The organism is Flavobacterium algicola (assembly GCF_022399565.1).
Lineage (GTDB): Bacteria > Bacteroidota > Bacteroidia > Flavobacteriales > Flavobacteriaceae > Flavobacterium > Flavobacterium algicola.
In genome coordinates this window covers 371,945-390,764 of record NZ_JAJTUT010000003.1, presented here as the reverse complement: position 1 = coordinate 390,764, position 18,820 = coordinate 371,945, and the positions used below count along the sequence as shown (strand labels likewise).

The 18,820-nt window shown below is 32.5% G+C and carries 16 protein-coding genes; 12 read left to right on the top strand and 4 right to left on the bottom strand.

The genetic code is table 11. From position 1 onward, the window contains the following. Window positions 1-50 precede the first annotated feature (50 nt). The 4 genes from LXH21_RS12450 to LXH21_RS12435 form a co-directional block, all read right to left on the bottom strand. Window positions 51-1,220 carry an MFS transporter gene (locus LXH21_RS12450; protein WP_239866351.1) on the bottom strand — a complete coding sequence of 390 codons (1,170 nt, stop codon included), beginning with the start codon at window positions 1,218-1,220 and terminating at the stop codon, window positions 51-53. 264 nt (window positions 1,221-1,484) lie between these two features. Continuing rightward, complete coding sequence (locus LXH21_RS12445; RefSeq protein ID WP_239866350.1) at window positions 1,485-2,153, bottom strand: peroxiredoxin-like family protein; 669 nt, start codon at window positions 2,151-2,153, stop codon at window positions 1,485-1,487. A gap of 113 nt (window positions 2,154-2,266) precedes the next feature. Continuing rightward, complete coding sequence (locus LXH21_RS12440) at window positions 2,267-3,262, bottom strand: alpha/beta fold hydrolase (RefSeq protein ID WP_239866349.1); 996 nt, start codon at window positions 3,260-3,262, stop codon at window positions 2,267-2,269. A gap of 240 nt (window positions 3,263-3,502) precedes the next feature. Further along, the gene (locus tag LXH21_RS12435) at window positions 3,503-5,581 is read right to left on the bottom strand and encodes a M3 family metallopeptidase (protein WP_394799578.1); all 2,079 of its coding nucleotides are present in this window, start codon (window positions 5,579-5,581) and stop codon (window positions 3,503-3,505) included. A 221-nt stretch (window positions 5,582-5,802) separates the two neighbouring features. Here LXH21_RS12435 and trmD point away from each other — a divergent pair, with 221 nt between their 5' ends. The 12 genes from trmD (at window position 5,803) to LXH21_RS12375 (ending at window position 18,754) form a co-directional block, all read left to right on the top strand. Then, window positions 5,803-6,480: a tRNA (guanosine(37)-N1)-methyltransferase TrmD gene (gene trmD / locus LXH21_RS12430; protein ID WP_239866347.1), complete on the top strand. Its 678-nt coding sequence runs from the start codon at window positions 5,803-5,805 to the stop codon at window positions 6,478-6,480. 283 nt (window positions 6,481-6,763) lie between these two features. Then, the gene (rplS, locus tag LXH21_RS12425) at window positions 6,764-7,114 is read left to right on the top strand and encodes a 50S ribosomal protein L19 (RefSeq protein WP_239866345.1); all 351 of its coding nucleotides are present in this window, start codon (window positions 6,764-6,766) and stop codon (window positions 7,112-7,114) included. Window positions 7,115-7,628: 514 nt separating this feature from the next. Further along, entirely contained in the window at window positions 7,629-9,854 is a 2,226-nt protein-coding gene (locus tag LXH21_RS12420) for an NADP-dependent isocitrate dehydrogenase (protein WP_239866343.1), read from the top strand. A 624-nt stretch (window positions 9,855-10,478) separates the two neighbouring features. Next, window positions 10,479-10,964: a hypothetical protein gene (locus LXH21_RS12415; RefSeq protein ID WP_239866341.1), complete on the top strand. Its 486-nt coding sequence runs from the start codon at window positions 10,479-10,481 to the stop codon at window positions 10,962-10,964. 160 nt (window positions 10,965-11,124) lie between these two features. Continuing rightward, complete coding sequence (locus tag LXH21_RS12410; RefSeq protein ID WP_239866339.1) at window positions 11,125-11,742, top strand: hypothetical protein; 618 nt, start codon at window positions 11,125-11,127, stop codon at window positions 11,740-11,742. Between the two features lie 170 nt (window positions 11,743-11,912). Continuing rightward, the gene (locus LXH21_RS12405; protein ID WP_239866338.1) at window positions 11,913-12,494 is read left to right on the top strand and encodes a hypothetical protein; all 582 of its coding nucleotides are present in this window, start codon (window positions 11,913-11,915) and stop codon (window positions 12,492-12,494) included. 1,189 nt (window positions 12,495-13,683) lie between these two features. Continuing rightward, window positions 13,684-15,330, top strand: coding sequence for a serine hydrolase domain-containing protein (locus LXH21_RS12400; protein WP_239866337.1), 1,647 nt, complete (start codon window positions 13,684-13,686; stop codon window positions 15,328-15,330). A gap of 175 nt (window positions 15,331-15,505) precedes the next feature. Beyond that, window positions 15,506-15,997, top strand: a complete 492-nt coding sequence (locus LXH21_RS12395) for a hypothetical protein (RefSeq protein ID WP_239866336.1) — start codon at window positions 15,506-15,508, stop codon at window positions 15,995-15,997. 331 nt (window positions 15,998-16,328) lie between these two features. Beyond that, window positions 16,329-16,682, top strand: coding sequence for a hypothetical protein (locus LXH21_RS12390; RefSeq protein WP_239866335.1), 354 nt, complete (start codon window positions 16,329-16,331; stop codon window positions 16,680-16,682). A 170-nt stretch (window positions 16,683-16,852) separates the two neighbouring features. Then, window positions 16,853-17,467 (top strand): hypothetical protein, encoded by a 615-nt coding sequence (locus LXH21_RS12385; protein ID WP_239866329.1) that lies wholly within the window; start codon window positions 16,853-16,855, stop codon window positions 17,465-17,467. Between the two features lie 184 nt (window positions 17,468-17,651). Beyond that, the gene (locus LXH21_RS12380; RefSeq protein ID WP_239866326.1) at window positions 17,652-18,080 is read left to right on the top strand and encodes a hypothetical protein; all 429 of its coding nucleotides are present in this window, start codon (window positions 17,652-17,654) and stop codon (window positions 18,078-18,080) included. Window positions 18,081-18,247: 167 nt separating this feature from the next. Further along, on the top strand, window positions 18,248-18,754 hold the full coding sequence (locus LXH21_RS12375) for a hypothetical protein (RefSeq protein ID WP_239866324.1): 507 nt from the start codon (window positions 18,248-18,250) through the stop codon (window positions 18,752-18,754). Window positions 18,755-18,820: the final 66 nt, after the last annotated feature.

The following is an 18,820-nucleotide window of genomic DNA, read 5'->3' as shown; positions in this document are numbered from 1 at the left end:
TATTTTTGTTGAAGTGCAAATTTACAAATTAATTTTTATCCATTCCTACTTTACAGGACTTTCCGCTTTGATTTATACGTTGATGCATAAACTGCAAATGATAATCCTGACAGTAATAAACACCCTAGCGCTACAGCATGCCAGCCACCTAATTCCCATAGAAATAAACCAAAGGCAGATCCTGCAGCAGTTCCTAGAAAACTAAAAGACATAAATACAGTATTCATGCGGTTTCTAGCTTCTGGCAGAATTGAATATACTCGAGTTTGGTTCGAAATGTGCACTCCCTGCAGGCCAATGTCAATTAGTACAATTCCAATTACAATCCCAACAACACTCAATCCCGAGAAGTAAAATACGGCAAAACTCAGAGCAATTAGCAAACAACCGTAACCTACCGCTACTCTTGAACTACCTTTGTCTCCTAGTTTTCCAACTAAGGGTGCAGCTAATGCTCCAGATGCGCCGACGATACCAAATAAACCAATGGTAGCGCTGTTGAAATTGAAAGGATCTGCTGAAAGCAATAATACCATCGTAGTCCAGAATGCTCCAAACTGAGCAAAACTAAATACATTAATTAACGTCGCTTCACGAAGTAACGGCTGCTCTTTTATAAGTGTAAATAGCGAACTAATTAATTGCCCATAAGACCCATCGAAAACGGGTTTGTTGTATGGAAATTGTTTTTTTATAATGAAAAAGAGAAGCAAACAAAGTCCAGAAGCAATCCAAAACATAGCGCGCCATCCTAATACATCACCTATAAAACCGCTCAAGGTTCTTGACAATAAAATCCCGACAAGGAGTCCGCTCATGATCGTTCCCACAACTTTCCCTCTCTCTTCGGGTGCGCTTAACGAGGCAGCGAGTGGCAAAATAAGTTGCGGCACTATTGATGTTATTCCGATCAAAAGTGAAGCAATCTCAAGTACGATGTAACTTTGTGCAGTTGCTGCGATAATCAAGGCTATTACCGACGCAAATGTGGTGTATAATATTTGCGTTTTGCGCTCAATCTTATCGCCAAGCGGCACCATAAAAAACAAGCCAATGGCATATCCTGCTTGTGTAAGATATGTGATGGTTCCAGCATCTGCATGAGGAATCTTAAACTCGTCTGCAATAAGAACGATTAAGGGTTGGCAATAATATAAGTTGGCTACAATTAACCCGGTAGCCGCTGCCATAAATAGGACATTCTTTTTTGATAAATTCATCGCGCAAAAGTACGTTGTGTTTGTAATTTATTGATTTAAACAAAAGCTAATTTTATAGTAAAAATCTAATTTATGATAATCAAAAATACCCTCAAAAGATTACAGCTCTTGAGGGTAGTTTTTACTATAGGTATTCATTATTTTTTCGACTGTGATTTGCGATGTAGATAAGCGAAGTCTAGAGCTATACATTTGATCCAAGTATATCACTTTGACCGTAGTATGTTTGAGCTTCTACCAATTTATAACGATAGATCGAACGTATTATTTTTCTAAACCTTCTAAGGCTTTCAATATAACATCGGCCTCTGCTCTGTTTCTGTACTCAGCATCCAAGAAAGTATAGACGATTTTACCATCTTGCCCGATAACGTAAGTAGCAGCCAATGGTAATTCATCAGATTCATCACCGTTGTAGCCATGTAAATCAAATCCGTTTTGGTATGATTCAGCAACTTCATCCGTTAATTTAAAAACGATTCCGTACTCTTTTGCAACTTTGTTTGCAACGTCACTTAAAACTTCAAATTTCAAATCATGTTTTTCTGCAGTTGACATAGACTTGTCTGGTAATTCAGGTGTCAAGGCCAATAAATTAGCACCTTTGGCTTGAATATTTGGTAATTGCTCTTGCAAGTAATGTAGGGTCATGTTGCAATAAGGACACCATCCTCCGCGGTACCAAGTTAAAACTACTGGACCTTTTTTTAAATAATCACTCAATTGTACCTCCTGACCAGTAGCATTTGTCAAGATAAAATCGGGTGCAATGTCATCATTTTTCTTAGCATTGGCGATTATATTTTGACGGGTTACATCTGCAATACCCTCTGCATAAATTTCTTTAATTTGCTCAGGTGCTTTTGCTTCCCAAGTATTTTTAGCCTCATCCAGTGTTGCTTGTAATCCTGTATTTTTGTTATCTGTGCTCATAATTTTTATTTTTTATTTATTTTTCAAGACAAAATTAGTTCTCTCCTATTTATATAAGTTGGTCTTTTTTATCTATTTGTTGTCCATTTTTCCCTTAGCGAAAATTTGAATTCTTATTTTTCTAGAAATGCCGTTAATGGCGTGATGAATTTGTCAAAACTCTCAATGTGTGGCATGTGCCCAATGTTTGGAATTTCAACTAATTTTGAGTTTGGTATTTTCTTTTGAGTTTCTTTACCTAGGTTAGCATACAATCCCATTGTAGCTTGCACCTCTTTTGAAACTAATGGTTTTCCCAAAGCTGTTCTATCTCTCGTCCCGATAATTAGTAAGGTAGGAGCTTTTATATTTTGAAATTCATAGACTACAGGTTGCGTAAATATCATGTCATAGGTTAGTGCTGCATTCCAAGCGATTCTCTCGAAGTCAGAATTTAATGTCCAACCTGCTAAAAGGTTTACCCATTCGTCGTATTCTGGTTTCCATTTTCCGTCGTAATAACTATCTAGTTGGTATTTTTTAATACGTTCGTAACTTTGTGTTAGTTCATTTTTGTACCACCAATCTACTTTTTGATAGGGCACTTTTAATTTCCAATCTTCCAGACCAATAGGGTTTTCTAGAATTAATTTTTCAGTTACCTCAGGATACATGAGTGCAAAACGTGTCGCAACCATTCCGCCCATCGAATGTCCTAAAACTGCAATTTTTTTGATTCCTAAAGTATCTAAGATTTGTTTTGTATTTTCTGCCAATTGCTGGAAAGTGTACTGAAAATTTGCTGGCTTTGTCGACTTCCCAAAACCAATTTGATCGGGTGCGATTACGCGAAATCCTTTTTTAGTCAAAGCATCGATAGTTGTTTTCCAATACGCTCCGTTAAAATTTTTACCGTGCAAAAGAAGAACATTTTTCCCATTGTAGTTATCCGGTTTCACATCCATATACTCCATCTGGAGTTCTTGTTTTTGTACATTTAAAGTTATAAAATGTACAGGATAGGGATATTCATAATTAGTTAAATTGATGTCCAACCATTTTAATTGCTCCTGTTGTGCAAATGACCCAAGTGTTATAAAAAAGAGTGCTGTAAAAAGTTTGAATTTCATTTGATGTGTATTTTATTATTATTGTAAATTTAAGAAGAAACAATCCTATTGAAAAACTATTAGGAAAAATTTACAATTTCAAAACCAAATTGTATTGCGTACTATTCTCCTAGCCCAGATGGAAACGGCATCCTATTGTGCCGGGGTTCGGCATAATAGATATAGTGTACAGCTGGAAATTGCTCCAAAAAAAAATGACATCCTTTACGAATGTCATTTTATTAGTATAATACAGTTTGATTATTTTTCTGTAAGTCCAGCATTTCTCAAATAAGGTTCGATCTCCATTTTGTGACCGATCATTTCTTCAAAGGCTTTGTTTAAATCTACGCTGTTACCAACAGATAAGATGTATTTTCTAAATCTCTCAGAATTCTCTCTTGTCAATCCACCGTTTGCTTTCATCCAGTCATATACATTGTAATCTAGCGTTTTTGACCAAGTGTAAGCATAATATCCTGCAGAATATCCACCTGAGAAGATATGTGCAAAATATGGAGAGTGGTATCTTGTAGGTACTTCCTTCACCAATAGACCATATTTTTCTAGTGCTTCTTTTTCGAATACTAATGTTGGCTTGAAATCAGCTTCGTTTTCTACACTATGCCAAGCCATATCCAAAGTTGATGCAGCCAAAAGTTCTGTAACGTGATACCCACTATTAAAAGATTCTGCTTTCTTGATTTTATCTATTAAATCTTGTGGAATTACTTCCTTAGTTTCGTAGTGTAATGCATAGTTTTTCAACACTTCAGGATCTAAAGCGGCGTGCTCATTGATTTGAGAAGGAAATTCTACGAAATCACGTGGCACAGAAGTACCAGAAAGACTAGCGTAATTTTGATTGGCAAACAAGCCGTGTAATGTATGTCCAAACTCGTGGAACATCGTAGTTACATTGTCAAAACTAATCAAAGAAGGGCTTCCGTTTACTGGTTTTGAAAAGTTGTAAACGTTTACAATAACTGGTTTTTGTTTTAAGTAATGAGATTGTTTCACAAGGCTGTTCATCCATGCTCCACCTTTTTTATTATCTCTAGTATAGAAATCTAAATAGTAGATTGCCATTGATTTTCCGTCATTATCGAATACTTCGTAAGCAACAACATCTGGGTGATATACTGGTAAATCTGTACGTTGTTTAAAAGTGATTCCGTACATTTTTTTTGCAGCAAAAAATACTCCTTTTTCAAGAACAGTTGTCAATTCAAAATACGGTTTTACTTGGCTCTCGTCTAAATCGTATTTTGCTTTACGAACCTGCTCAGAATAAAAATCCCAATCCCATGGTTCTAATTTAAAACCACCTTTTTGAGCATCTATTAAAGCTTGAATTTCTTTTGCTTCTACCTTAGCTTTTGCAACTGCTGGTGCTGCAATTTCAGCCAATAAACTCATCGCTCTCTCTGGAGTTTGAGCCATTTGATCTTGTTGTTTCCACTCGGCAAAATTCTTTTTACCCATTAACTGCGCTTTTTGTAAACGCAATTTTGCCATTTGCTCTAATACTTGACGTGTATCTCCATCATCATTTTTCTCTGCACGAGTCCATGATGATTTAAAGATTTTTTCTCTAGACGCTCTGTTAGTTAAATTTTGCAAAACGGGCTGTTGTGTAGTGTTTTGCAATACAATTAAATATTTACCGTCATGACCTTCTTCTGTTGCTTTTAATTTTGCAGCAGCAAGATCACTAGCACTTAGTCCGTCCAGATCAACTGCATTGTCAAATAAAACCGCTCCATTTTTACGAGCTGTCAATAGTTTATCACCAAAAGAAGTGCTTAGCGTAGCTAGTTCTCCATTGATCTTTTTCATTTTCTCTTTATCAGCATCTGATAAATTTGCACCTGCCAATTCAAAATCTTGAATATAACTTTCTGTCAATTTTTTATCTTCACCTTTAAGTGAGTTCAAGTCAATTGACTTGAAACGTTTGTATAAATTACTATTCAAATACATTTTATCGCTATGCGCAGAGAAAATCGGTGCATATTCTGCTTGTAAAGCTTGTAGCGTTGGATTTGTATTTGAGCTTGTTAGATTATAAAACATTCCAGTTGCTCTTTTTAAATCTACTCCAGATGTTTCTAAAGCTAGTACTGTATTTTGAAAAGTAGCTTTTGCAGGATTGTTTGCGATAGCAAGGATTTCTTTATCCTGGACAGCAAGTCCATATTCAAAAGCAGGTTTAAAATATTCATCTTTAACCAAGCTAAAGTTTGGCGCCTGGTATTGCAGTGCGCTTTTCTGCAAAAGTGGATTTGTCATTTTAACAGATTTATTTTGAGCATTAATCGTTTGCAAGGACGTAATCATAACAAGCATCGTACCTGATAGAATTATGTTTGATAAAATTTTCATAAATTGTTTATTAATTTTGATAAAAGTAAATAAAAAAAAGCATCTCAGAAAGCTAACAGTTGTTAATATTTTTGCATAATTTTTTTTACAATCCGATTATTTTATTCGAAAAAAAGCTAGCTGAATAACTCCTGAAAAACTTTGTATCTTTGCGGTTGAAAAAACAGAAAAGAATCATGCGTATCGATATTATTACCCTTTTACCTGAATTATTAAGAAGTCCGTTTGAAGCTTCGATTATGAAACGCGCTATCGACAAGGGTTTGGTCGAAGTACATTTTCATAATTTAAGAGATTATACGACCAATAAACAAAAAAGTGTAGACGATTACGCCTACGGTGGTCGTGCAGGTATGGTAATGACGGTACAACCTATAGATGCGTGCATTACACATTTGAAAAATGAAAGAAGTTATGATGAGATAATCTATATGTCGCCGGATGGAGAAACTCTAAATCAAAAAATGTGCAACACAATGTCGATGTATGAGAACATCATAATTTTGTGTGGTCATTATAAAGGAGTAGATCAAAGAGTGCGAGATCATTTTATTACAAAGGAAATTTCGATTGGTGATTATGTTTTATCAGGAGGAGAATTGGGCGCTTTGGTTTTATCAGATGCGTTAATTCGCTTGATTCCTGGAGTTTTGAGTGATGAAACTTCTGCATTAACAGATAGTTTTCAGGATGGATTACTTTCAGGACCTATTTATACACGTCCTGCCGATTATAACGGATGGAAAGTTCCTGAAGTTTTGACCAGTGGTAATTTTGCTAAAATTGACAAATGGAATGAGGATATGGCTTATGAGCATACAAAAACAAGAAGGCCTGATTTGCTGGAAGAGTAATTAGTTCTATTCAGCTTGATTTCTTAGGCTGAAAAATTGCAATTTGACTGTAATCTTAAAACTAGAATTCCTAAAAAATTGAGACAACAAACTCATTGCCAGTAGCTCATAAAATTGCTGATCCATTTATTTTAATTTCATAAAGTATTTTAGGACAGAGCTAAAAACTATAAATAATATTTGCAGTTTAAAACAAATAGTGTACTTTTGCGCCCACTTAGACTAACCTCTGGCGAGATCCGTGAATGTTGCTCTAATCAAACAACCATAATTAGCATTTAAAATGGCAAATTTAATTGATTTCGTTAATAGCGAATATGTTGCAAAAAAAGATTTCCCTGAATTCGGAGCTGGAGACACAATCACAGTTTACTACGAAATTAAAGAGGGTGAAAAAACTAGAACACAGTTTTTCAAAGGAGTTGTAATCCAAAGAAGAGGTTCTGGAAGTACTGAAACTTTTACTATTCGTAAAATGTCTGGTGCAATTGGAGTTGAGCGTATCTTCCCAGTGAACTTACCAGCTTTACAAAAAGTTGAAATCAACAAAAAAGGTTCTGTACGTAGAGCTAGAATTTTCTACTTTAGAGAACTTACTGGTAAAAAAGCAAGAATCAAAGACAAAAGAAGATAGTCAAATATCCCTTTATCATAAAAGTCCCATTCCGATCAATCGGAATTGGGACTTTTTTTTTGCTTCAAAATTAAATATGATATTCTACTTCTCTCACTACTTACTTTTAATTAGATCGTTTAAGAATCTAATATATTTCTACATTAAACTGTTAATTTCTAAACCAAAATCGTGCTTCCTTAAAACGATTAATTAGATCAATTGAGAAGAATTTGAGAATTACAGTTTGAAATTAAACATGCTTTAAAAAGTAAATTTAAATTGAACGTTACAATTTATTAATAGGCTGCTTCTTGCATTATTGAAGGATCATAGTGTTATTCCTAAAAATGAGGCCTTTCAATAAAAAAATAACATTTTACAACATTGTCGTTAGTTATCCTATAAATCGCATATTTCTATTCAAAACTACTCTATATTTTGGCATGATTTTCATATCTTTGCTCGGCTTTATTCAAAGCAAACCATACATTTCACATTCTTTTTGAAGAATTACGATTATAAAATAAAAAACATGACACAAAAATCAAAGATTGTTTACACACTAACTGACGAAGCACCTTTGTTAGCTACTTATTCTTTTTTACCAATTGTTCAAGCTTTTACTGCAACTGCAGGTATTGAGATCGCGACTGAAGATATCTCGGTTGCAGCTCGTATTCTTGCAAATTTTCCTGAGTTTTTGACTGAGGATCAAAAAGTAAAAGATTCATTGGCAGCATTAGGAAAATTAGCTACTGATCCACAAGCAAATATTATTAAATTACCAAACGTTTCGGCTTCTATACCGCAACTAAAAGGTGCTATTGCTGAATTGCAAGCACATGGTTACAAAGTTCCTAATTTCCCAGAAGATCCTCAAACGGATGCTGAAAAGGAAATCAAAGCTAAATATGCGAAAATTTCTGGTTCTGCTGTAAATCCAGTTTTACGTGAAGGAAACTCTGATCGTAGAGCTCCAAAAGCAGTAAAAAATTACGCAAAAGCAAATCCACACTCTATGGGTGCTTGGTCTGCTGATTCAAAAACAGCTGTCGCTTCTATGAGTGAAGGTGACTTTTACGGAAGTGAAAAATCTGTTACTATAAAAGAGGCTACAGATGTAAAAATCGAATTTGTAGCACAAGATGGTACAGCTACTGTTTTAAAAGCGAGTACACCTCTAAAAGTTGGTGAAATAATTGATAGTTCAGTAATGCATTTAAATGCTTTAAAAGCATTTGTTGCTAAAACTATTACTGAAGCAAAAGCAGAAGGAGTCTTACTTTCTGTACACTTAAAAGCAACTATGATGAAGGTTTCTGACCCAATCATCTTTGGAGCTATTGTAGAAGTTTATTTTGCAGATGTATTTGCTAAATATGCTACATTATTTACAGAACTTGGCGTAAGCACAAGTAATGGACTAGGTGATGTTTATGCAAAGATTGCAGGTAATGCAAAACAAGCAGAGGTTGAAGCAGCTATTAATGAAGCTATTGCAAACGGACCTGCTTTGGCAATGGTGAATTCTGACAAAGGAATCACCAACCTACACGTTCCTTCAGACGTTATCGTTGATGCTTCTATGCCAGCAATGATTCGTACTTCTGGTCAAATGTGGAACAAAGAAGGCAAATTACAAGATACTATCGCTATCATTCCAGATCGTTCTTATGCTGGAATTTACACTGCTACTATTGATTTTTGTAAAAAACATGGTGCTTTTGACCCAACTACAATGGGATCTGTTCCTAACGTAGGTTTGATGGCTCAAAAAGCAGAAGAATATGGTTCTCATGACAAAACTTTCCAAATGGCTGCAAACGGAACTGTTCGTGTTGTTGATACAAACGGAAACGTTTTAATGGAACAAGCAGTTGAAGCGAAAGACATTTTTAGAATGTGTCAAGCGAAAGATGCTCCGATTCAAGACTGGGTTAAACTTGCTGTAAATAGAGCTCGTTTATCTGAAACTCCTGCTGTATTTTGGTTAGACGAAAAAAGAGCGCATGACAGAGAATTGATTGAAAAAGTAAATTTATACTTAAAAGATCATGATACAACTGGATTAGATATTCGTATTTTAAACCCAATTGCAGCAACTGAATTTACTTGTGAGCGAATCATCAAAGGATTAGATACAATATCTGTTACTGGAAATGTATTGCGTGATTACTTAACAGATTTATTTCCAATTCTTGAAGTTGGAACTTCTGCAAAAATGTTATCTATCGTTCCCTTAATGAGTGGTGGTGGATTGTTTGAAACAGGTGCTGGTGGATCTGCTCCAAAACATGTTGAGCAATTTACACAAGAAGGATATTTACGTTGGGATTCACTTGGAGAGTTCTTAGCTTTAGGTGCATCATTAGAACACTTAGGACAATCTTTAAACAATGAGAAAGCGATCGTTTTATCTGAAACATTAGATCAAGCAAATGATGCTTTCTTGCAAAATGATAAGTCACCAGCTAGAAAAGTAGGCGGAATTGATAACCGTGGTTCTCATTTCTACCTTGCCATGTACTGGGCTCAAGCATTGGCTGCACAAACTCAAGATGCTGAATTGCAAGCAACTTTTGCTCCTATTGCAAAAGAGCTTACTGAAAATGAAGCTAAGATCAACAGTGAATTAATTGCTGCTCAAGGAAAACCTCAAGCAATCAATGGTCACTATCAGCCAACTCCTGAGTTAGTGAGTAAAGCAATGCGCCCTAGCGAAACTTTTAACACAATACTAGCGAAAATAAATGCTTAACAAATTGCTTTATTTTTCAATATAAATTTCAAAAAAGACAACCCGAAACGGTTGTCTTTTTTTTTGGTCAAAAACCAACAAGTCATCATTTTACTGTGTATTATTAAGGAGCAGAAATACCCGTTTGCACAACCACCATTCCTCCCGCTCCCGATGCTTCGGGACGTTGCAATCTTTTCCTTTTTAGGAGAAGAAGGAAAAGGATTTCCGCTGCAAACAAAGTTCACTAAACTCTTGAAAAAATAAAAGTTAAATGAAGTAATCGGGGCTCATTTGGAATTTTTTGTTTTTTATAATTATACATCGGTTGTTGTGTTAGGACACGACATAAAACTGTTGAAACACACAGCTCCTACGTACGATAAGTAATCAACAGATTAAAAGTCGTCTTAATGATTTGTAAGAAAAAAAAACAATATATTTGAAATAGCAACAAAAGCGAAACAAACCTTCCCTTATACACCCGATTTTGGGTGGCTATGCGAAGGTTTGTTTCGCATATATACTAGTTACCAGCAATTTTACCGAAAAACCTGAAAAATGAACTTATTATTTTTTTCTATATTTTTGAATATAATTATTTTACTAGTTATTTACTTTTTTCTAAATGAGAAAAAAATTAGTTTGAAACTGCTAATCTATTTTGGACTTTTTATCGGTTTTTCTACATTGGGATTAAATCATTTGTTTGGTGGTTGTTTTGGAGCTTCAACTCCAATTGACATTACTACGCAAAATGTAACTAATCAAAATTTAAGAATTTACGCAATTGCATTTTGGGACGATTATGGAAATGGAAGCGGAAATTTTGTAAATTATAATTCAGAATTGGAGCCGAATGAAACTTCCGAATTTTGTATTGACAGCGATGGAGGGAAATTTTGGATAGTTGCAAAAAATAAGGAAAATGAAATTGTTTACCTCGAAGAAACAGAAAACAAGAAAACTGATTTTAAAATAAACGTAAATCAAAATGTTGCACTTGATAAAAACCAATTAGCAAAAGAGTTAACTTTCAAGAAAGACAAAAGTGTAGAATTAGAAATGTATTTAGTATTAACAAACATAGTTTTGCTTGTATTACTTGGAATAAAATTAATAAAAAAATAAAAACTGCTGGTAACAGCGGTTTTGCAAGATTGCGAATTTTGTAGTGAAATCACGTTTACGTTCCGCAAGAAATTTTATCTTGGCCGAAAGTTCTCGGTTACGAAGTTCGCAACCTCGCAAAGCCGCGAAACGTTGGGCAACATATTAAACCAAAATGTGAATGAAAAAAATATCAATATTAATTTTTCTTAGTTTAATTTCTTGCAGTAAGAATTCTGTCCGAATTGAAAATGGTTTTACTAAAATTAATGATGAATATCTTGATAGAAATAAACTAATCGAACAGATAAAACCAAATAAAGATTATATCTATTGGGATTATGCTACATTCAGACCCGATTTATATAAAAATAAAAAAGAGGTGATTAGAAAATATGGTGATACATTAATTAGAAATAGTTATACTTTTTATCCTCCCCAATCGGGTTTCTTTAATGGATGTTTACCTGGGACTTGTTTTTCATATGTTACATATATTGAAAACGATGATGTTCATTACGTCACAGATGAAACAGAAATGAAAAAATTCATTGGCAAAATTGATAATCTTGCAGAAGCAATTCTAATTTTAGAAATGTATGATTTGTGGTTTGACCATAAAGAAAAAAAAGCGGGTTCATTTAAAAAGACAACTAATGGATTTGAATTATATATGATGAAAGCTAAAGGTTGCCCCGAAACAAAGGAATCTATAAAAGTCGAAATAGACTCAATTGGAAACTTTAAATTGAAGAATAATGGCGTTTATTACAAATCTAACAATTGTAATATGTCATAAATACGATTGCCCAACCGCCATTTTGAGCTAGCTGGAATTTAGTGGAATTATCGTTTCGCATCAAGTTTTTGTTAAGCCGAAAATTAAGCGGTTACGAACTTCCAGCCATCTCAAAGCAGCAAAACGTTAGTGGCAATACGACCGCAGAAACCGAAAAATAAGACATCTCTATGAAAATTTTTATTTTAATATATATTTCAATTGCTTGTTTTTCTTGCCAACCTAAATCCGAATTTAAAACTATAGATTTTGAAAGTTTTGAAATAACTGTTCCTAAAAAGTGGTCAGAAATTGAACTTAACGGAACTGACAGTTATGTTGGCGGAATTGTAACATCTGAAAATGACACATTAATTTTTGATATCGGAGCATATTCACCAGACGTTTCAAAAAATAATTTACCGTTAGTTTTCGATAAAAAAAGTTATGCAGAACTAACTGAAAAGCAAAAAAAACGTTTAAAAAATACTAACCATTTAATTGTAGACACAATTTCAGGAAAAATAGATTTTGAAAATTATCTAACACAAAAATTTGAAATTGTAAAAACTGATTGTTTCAAAGCAAAAATTATTACAACAAGAAATAAAGGATTTGGAACAACTGGAATTTATATTGATAGTCTAAAAGGTGGTGGACAAAATTCAAATAAAACTAAATTTTCCTTTTATGGAGAAAATCTGAAAGAGAAAACAGAAAAAGAATTTTTAAATGCAATAAAAACTATTAAATTGAAAAAGTACTGCCACTAACACACGTTTTGCGCTATTGCGAATTTTGTAGTAAATTCACGTTCACGTTTCGCAAGAAATATTATCTTGAACAGAAAACAAGCAGTTCCGAAGCTCGCAACAGCGCAAAGCGCGGGAACGTTGGCGAATATTTTCGAGAAACTGGACGAATAGAGAAAAAGTATTAAATCAGAAATGTGGATAAGTTTATAAAAATCATTGAAAACCGAAAATTAGCATTTAAAATCTCTCTATTTTATGTTGCATTTGGAACTTTGTCTGTTTGTTCAATTTATACAAAAGATTTATTTTATGGAGATTGGTCACTTTATGGATTACTATTAACATTTCCTGTATCAATATTTAGTTTCGGTTTTAGGTATGCCGAATCAGATCTATTATATCCAGTTTTCATAATTCAATTCGTAATATTTTTCATAACTTTCTTCGTATTGAGTTTATTTATAAAGGAGAAGAACAGCTGACTAAAAATCGATAATTAACAACTTAACTGAAGCAATGAAATTTAAAAGTTTGATATTTAAAGTTCCTGAACCTAAATTAAAAATAATCAAAAGTTTGTCAATTTACATATCAGAAAACATTCCGAGATTATCCTCGCTCCACTTTCTAAAGAAATAAAAGCTAGTTATACTTTTGAACAAGAAAATTGCGAAGTAATTGATCTAAATAGCTCATAGGAAATTATTGGAGAAAGTGTAATAAGAAACTTCAACAAATTTGATATTAAAGTAAATAAAACTGTTACAGAAAAAATATCTAATTGGCCTGCCTTGAAGGCGAGTAAAGGGAAAATTGAAGTTGGATTTGAAAAAAATTATATACGATAACTAGTAAGCGGAATAACGGAATATAATAGTTCTTTTGAAATAGATACAATCTTAAATTATCCGATAAAAATAGAGTTGACAACAACTATTTCAGCACATTGCGAAAATTCAGAATTAGGTCAGCGAATATTAAAAATATACAATAGCGACATTTGCGAACGGAAAAAATATAAACATCCGCCAACCGCCATTTTGAGCTAGCTGGAATTTATTGGAATTATCGTTTCGCATCAAGTTTCCTTTAAGCCGAAAATTGAAAGGTTACGAACTTCCAGCCATCTCAAAGTGGCGTAACGTTAACTTCCATTTTTGCTCACGAAACTGCTAAAAACATAATCATCAAAATCAATCAAAAATCAATGGCATCAAAAATCACTATTTTAGCATTAAGTTTAATGACATATTTGAATGTGTCTGGACAAAAGACCGAATTTGTTAAAAGCGATAGCATAATTTATCCAATTCACAAATCAAACATTGGCAAAATTGTTTTTATGAAACAAGCAATTGTAATTGAAAACTTCAAAGAAACCGATTTTTTAAAATCGGCTGAAATTAAAGAGAAAACTGATTTAAACATTCGAGTTTTTTTAGGCAATTCATTAACAAATTATCTTCATTTACTTTCGCCTCAATTGACCAGTGAAGAACTTACAAAAAGTGGGAATTATCAATTTACTTTTATTGTTGACGGCAAAAAAGTTTATGCTGAAAACGTAAATGTTGGTGCAGGAAGTGTTGAGAGTAAAAATCAAAATACGATTTTCAGAGTTCCATTAATAAGTTCAACTAATGAAGATTCTTGGGGTAGATTTCTTTGGAATAGATTTTTTGGCTATGGCGGACAAGATGCTCTTTCAGAAGGAGAACATCAACTTAAAATTGAAATCAGACCTTATCTAAAACTGACCGAGGTTTTGACCGGTAACATAATTGCTGAAGGTCAAATAAAAATTATTGTTCCAGAAATAAAAATTGATGAAAAACTGGTTAAAATTCAATCGATTAAACCAACTAAAGATTGGAAGATTTCAACAGAGAAAATTGATGTTGCTAAAATTGAAGAATTAAACCGAAAAATTGCAAAGCAAACCTATAAAAATGTAACCAGTATTGTTGCTATAAAAGACGGTAAAATTTTTATTGAAGAATATTTCAATGGAGCAAATAGAAATACACTTCACGACACACGTTCTGTGGGTAAATCATTTGCATCAACTCTTTTAGGAATTGCAATCAAAGATAAATTCATAAAAAGTGAAACTCAAACCTTAAAAGATTTCTACAACCTAAAATCTTTTCTAAACTACTCTGCATCAAAAGACAGTATAACTTTAAAAAGTTTACTGACAATGAGTTCAACTTTTGAAGGTTCCGATATGAATTCAGAATCACCAGGAAACGAAGAAAATATGTATCCAACAAATAATTGGGTTGATTTCACATTAAACCTTCCAATCGATGATACAAAAGAAATAAATAAACAATGGGACTATTTTACGGCAGGTTGCATAGTCTTGGGCGATATAATTCATAAATCTGTTCCAAATGGTTTGGAAAAATATGCTCAGGAAAAATTATTTAAACCTTTGAATATTACAAAATATAAATGGCAATTTACACCGCAAAAAGTTGCAAATACAGCAGGAAGTTTGCAATTAAATTCATTGGACTATGCTAAATTTGGCCAGTTATACAAAAATCAAGGAACTTGGAATGGCAAACAAATTTTGTCAAAGGAATGGATTGCAGAAAGTATGTCGCACCAAATAGCAATATCAGAAGATGAGTTTTATGGATATTTATTCTGGAATAAAACCTACAAACTGAATGGCAAAGATTATGAAGTTTACTATTCTAGCGGAAATGGTGGAAATAGAATTTTCATTTTCAAAGACCAACCAATAGTTATTGTAATTACTTCCACCGCATATAATACACCATATGGAGAAAAACAAGTTGAAAAGATTATGCAGGAATATTTAATACCAGCAATAACAAAATAAAAAATAAAAACGGCAGTTAACAGCCATTTTGATATAGCTGGAATTCAGTGGAATTACCGTTTCGCATCAAGTTTTCGTTAAGCCGAAAACCGAGCGTTTACGAACTTCCAGCCATCTCAAAGTGGCAAAATGTTACCAGCAGTTTTGCCCGAAAAAGAACTAAAGATTAACATAAATGGAAAAATACCAAATACAAATAATTATTGTTTTAATTGTTATGCTTTGTCCCATAATATTGATATCATCTACATTACATCATATTAAAGTCTGTAAAGAAATGGTAATAAAACAAAAATTTGAAATCATAGGTTTAACTTTTGAATTTTTGATTGAGAATTTAAAAATTGGACTATCAGTTGTTTTCTTTTTCTTTTTTTTTAAACTTTTAAATTTTGTTTTTTTTAAGCAAAATCTTAAATTCTGGGCTATATTATTTTTAGTTTTGTTAGCTGTTTTTGCATTGACTATAGGTTATTTATTCTTAAAAACAAGCATATATTTCTTTAGACATCTATATTTTGAATCTATTAGAAATGTATATTTTGAAAAAGAAACAGGAAAGCTAATAGTAAAGAAAAATAAATTTGAAAGTTACATAGACCTAAATTCTTTAGATGTAACAATAGTAAAATATGAAACATCTATAAATAATAAATTAATAAATTAATAAATTTGGGTAAAACAGAAATTTATAATAAGGGCGAAATTATAATAATTTCATCTTTATTAGATTTAACTCCTGAACTTAATGAAAAGATTCTCAGTGGAAATATTAAAATAATTCTAAAAAATTTTAATTGGATATAAAAAACATCTGCTAACACACGTCTTGCGCCATTTGCGAATTTAGTGGAATTATCGTTTCGCATCAAGTTTTTGTTAAGCCGAAAATTGAGCGGTTACGTACTTCCAGCCATCTCAAAGCAACAAAACATTGTGCGTCAGTTTAGAGCGACAGAAAACTGAAAGTAAAAATTTGAATGCAAAAAAACCATACAATGAAAATAATTAAATATCTTATAATTTCAATTTTATCTATTTTAGTTGTATTCTTCATTATCGTTGAACTTTTCGCACCGAAAACAATAATGATTGCATGTGAAAACGTTTCTATTGAAAAACCCTGGAAAAAACCAACAGAAGTTGAAACCAAAACATTTAAAAATTTAATAACAAGTTTTAATATTGCTGATTGCGAAAATTTTTACGTAAAAGATGTTGAAAATGGAAATTATATTTTGGCTTGTTCAAAAGAAGACAAAAAGTGGGATTTTTATTGGGCAACACCTAAAAGGAATGATTTAATGGGCTTGAGTGACGAAATAAAAGCGGAAATTACTCCACCAGAATAAAAAACCGAACGCACAAAAGCTGTTTTAATATAGCTGGAGTTTAGTGGAATTATCATTTTGCATCAAGTTTTCGTTAAGCCGAAAACTGAGCGGTTACGAACTTCCAGCCATCTCAAAGCAGCAAAACGTTACCTACTATTTTGGCCAAAAAACGACCTAAAATACTTATAATGAAAAAGTTAATAGTTTTAATAATTTTCCTTTTTTTCGGCTTAAAAAGTTACTCTTGCGAATGTTCTGGTTTACCAACTATCGAAAAAAATTGGGAAGCCGCGAATGTTGTTTTTACTGGAAAAATTATTAAAGTTGATAGTTTACTATATGGAAATGATGGAGCTAAAATTTATTCTTTCACCGTAAAAATCATAAAATCTTATAAATCAGAAATTTTCCCTGAAGGAGAATTAAGAACTGTTATAAGTCAAAGTTCAGCAAGTTGTGACTTTATGTTTACGGTTGGAGAAGTTTACTTAATTTATGCGATAGAAGAAAGTCAAACTTTAGCTTGCTCAATATGTTCACGGACTAATAAACTGAAAAATATAGAAAAAGAAGAAATACAAACTCTTGAAAAACTATACTCGAAATATCTATCTGACAATTCAGAAGTTCGAACAATAAGATTAGAAAATAATACTGAATATCAAATTGGTTTGGTTAAAAACTCATTTGAAGAAAAATTAAAAATGAAAGAAAAAATCATTTATGGTCTTTTGTTTCTTAATATTTCACTCATAATAATCATTATAATAATTACATTGCGAAGAAGAAAAAACAGTAGGTAACAACTGTTTTGAGCTAGATGGAGTTTAGTGGAATTATCGTTTCGCATCAAGGTTTCGTTAAGCCGAAAATTGAGCAGTTAGGAACTTCCAGCCATCTCAAAGCAGCAAAACGTTGTGCGTCACTTTGCCAAAAAAACGGGAAAAAATAAGAGAAAAATTGAAATAAAAAAATAATAAAAAGATTTTGACAAACGTACAATTACATAAAATAATTGAAAAATTTGACGAAAATGATTTAAAAATTAAAGGCATTTTTGGAATATTTCAGTATGGTGGTGGTTCAGATGAAAGCTTTATAAAAGCTAATAAAGAAGGACTTGAGTTATTTGCTCTTGAACTTTTAAAGTCTGCCAATTCTACCGAAGAAGTACTTAATGATAGTGAAAAAACAATTATCCCATTTCAACATAATGAAGATTGGATAGATGAAAATAGCAATACAATTATAGAATATATTGAACCGCTATATTACAATCGAAAAATTAATGTTCAAAAGGATTATAAGACAAAAAACATCGAAAAATTAATATCTCTTGGTTTTGGATTTCTTGGAATCATACTTGTAATTTCTGTTTTAGTTGGATTTGCAACTATTATAAAATGGATGTTTTAAAAAGAAAAAAGCGAACGCACAACACACGTTTGAGGCTATTGCGGAATTTAGTGGAATTACCGTTTTTTATTAGTATTTTCGCTACACCGAACATACTCGTCTTCGATGTCCGCAACCTCGCCAAGCGGCAAAACGTTAGTGGCAACCTTACAGAAAATCCTAAGAAAATGAAGAAAACAACACTTTTGGTTTTAATATTTATAATTCAATTTTCTTACTCTCAAGAAACTGAAATTTCAAAAGCTGAATTACTTAAAGCATTTAAGGAAACAATTGTTCAGAAAGAGAAAGGAACTATTCATACTAATTCAAACCCTTGGTTTACAGACAATACAAACGAAAACTATTTTACAAAAGATACTATAACCTTAAAAAATGCTAAAAGTTACAAACGAGATTATTGCAAAATAATAAATTGGAATTTCTACAAAAAAGATGCTTTTAGTATTGGAAATGCAGATTTTTGCAACGAACCACCAAGCCAAAAAGTTACAACTGAAAATGATTGGATTAAGTTAAATGTTGAAAAAAAACAAAATTATTTGATAATTGAACTTTTTAACCAAAATAAGTTAATCGATAAGTTTAAAATCTTGTCACTTGAAAAAAAAGAATCTGAATATGATAACGGGAAAATGGATTATATTTTAAAACTAAAACGACTAACCCAATAAAAAGCCAGCCACTAACAGCTGTTTTGATATAGCTGGAATTTAGTGGAATTATCGTTTTGCATCAAG

Excerpts from the sequence above, each read along its gene's own strand:
- LXH21_RS12420 (WP_239866343.1), top strand. The coding sequence starts at position 7,629 with ATGACACAAAAATCAAAGATTGTTTACACACTAACTGACGAAGCACCT.
- LXH21_RS12400 (WP_239866337.1), top strand. The coding sequence starts at position 13,684 with ATGGCATCAAAAATCACTATTTTAGCATTAAGTTTAATGACATATTTG.
- LXH21_RS12410 (WP_239866339.1), top strand. The coding sequence starts at position 11,125 with ATGAAAAAAATATCAATATTAATTTTTCTTAGTTTAATTTCTTGCAGT.
- LXH21_RS12435 (WP_394799578.1), bottom strand. The coding sequence starts at position 5,581 with ATGATTACGTCCTTGCAAACGATTAATGCTCAAAATAAATCTGTTAAA.
- LXH21_RS12445 (WP_239866350.1), bottom strand. The coding sequence starts at position 2,153 with ATGAGCACAGATAACAAAAATACAGGATTACAAGCAACACTGGATGAG.
- LXH21_RS12375 (WP_239866324.1), top strand. The coding sequence starts at position 18,248 with ATGAAGAAAACAACACTTTTGGTTTTAATATTTATAATTCAATTTTCT.
- LXH21_RS12385 (WP_239866329.1), top strand. The coding sequence starts at position 16,853 with ATGAAAAAGTTAATAGTTTTAATAATTTTCCTTTTTTTCGGCTTAAAA.
- LXH21_RS12450 (WP_239866351.1), bottom strand. The coding sequence starts at position 1,220 with ATGAATTTATCAAAAAAGAATGTCCTATTTATGGCAGCGGCTACCGGG.
- LXH21_RS12440 (WP_239866349.1), bottom strand. The coding sequence starts at position 3,262 with ATGAAATTCAAACTTTTTACAGCACTCTTTTTTATAACACTTGGGTCA.
- rplS (WP_239866345.1), top strand. The coding sequence starts at position 6,764 with ATGGCAAATTTAATTGATTTCGTTAATAGCGAATATGTTGCAAAAAAA.
- trmD (WP_239866347.1), top strand. The coding sequence starts at position 5,803 with ATGCGTATCGATATTATTACCCTTTTACCTGAATTATTAAGAAGTCCG.
- LXH21_RS12395 (WP_239866336.1), top strand. The coding sequence starts at position 15,506 with ATGGAAAAATACCAAATACAAATAATTATTGTTTTAATTGTTATGCTT.
- LXH21_RS12405 (WP_239866338.1), top strand. The coding sequence starts at position 11,913 with ATGAAAATTTTTATTTTAATATATATTTCAATTGCTTGTTTTTCTTGC.
- LXH21_RS12390 (WP_239866335.1), top strand. The coding sequence starts at position 16,329 with ATGAAAATAATTAAATATCTTATAATTTCAATTTTATCTATTTTAGTT.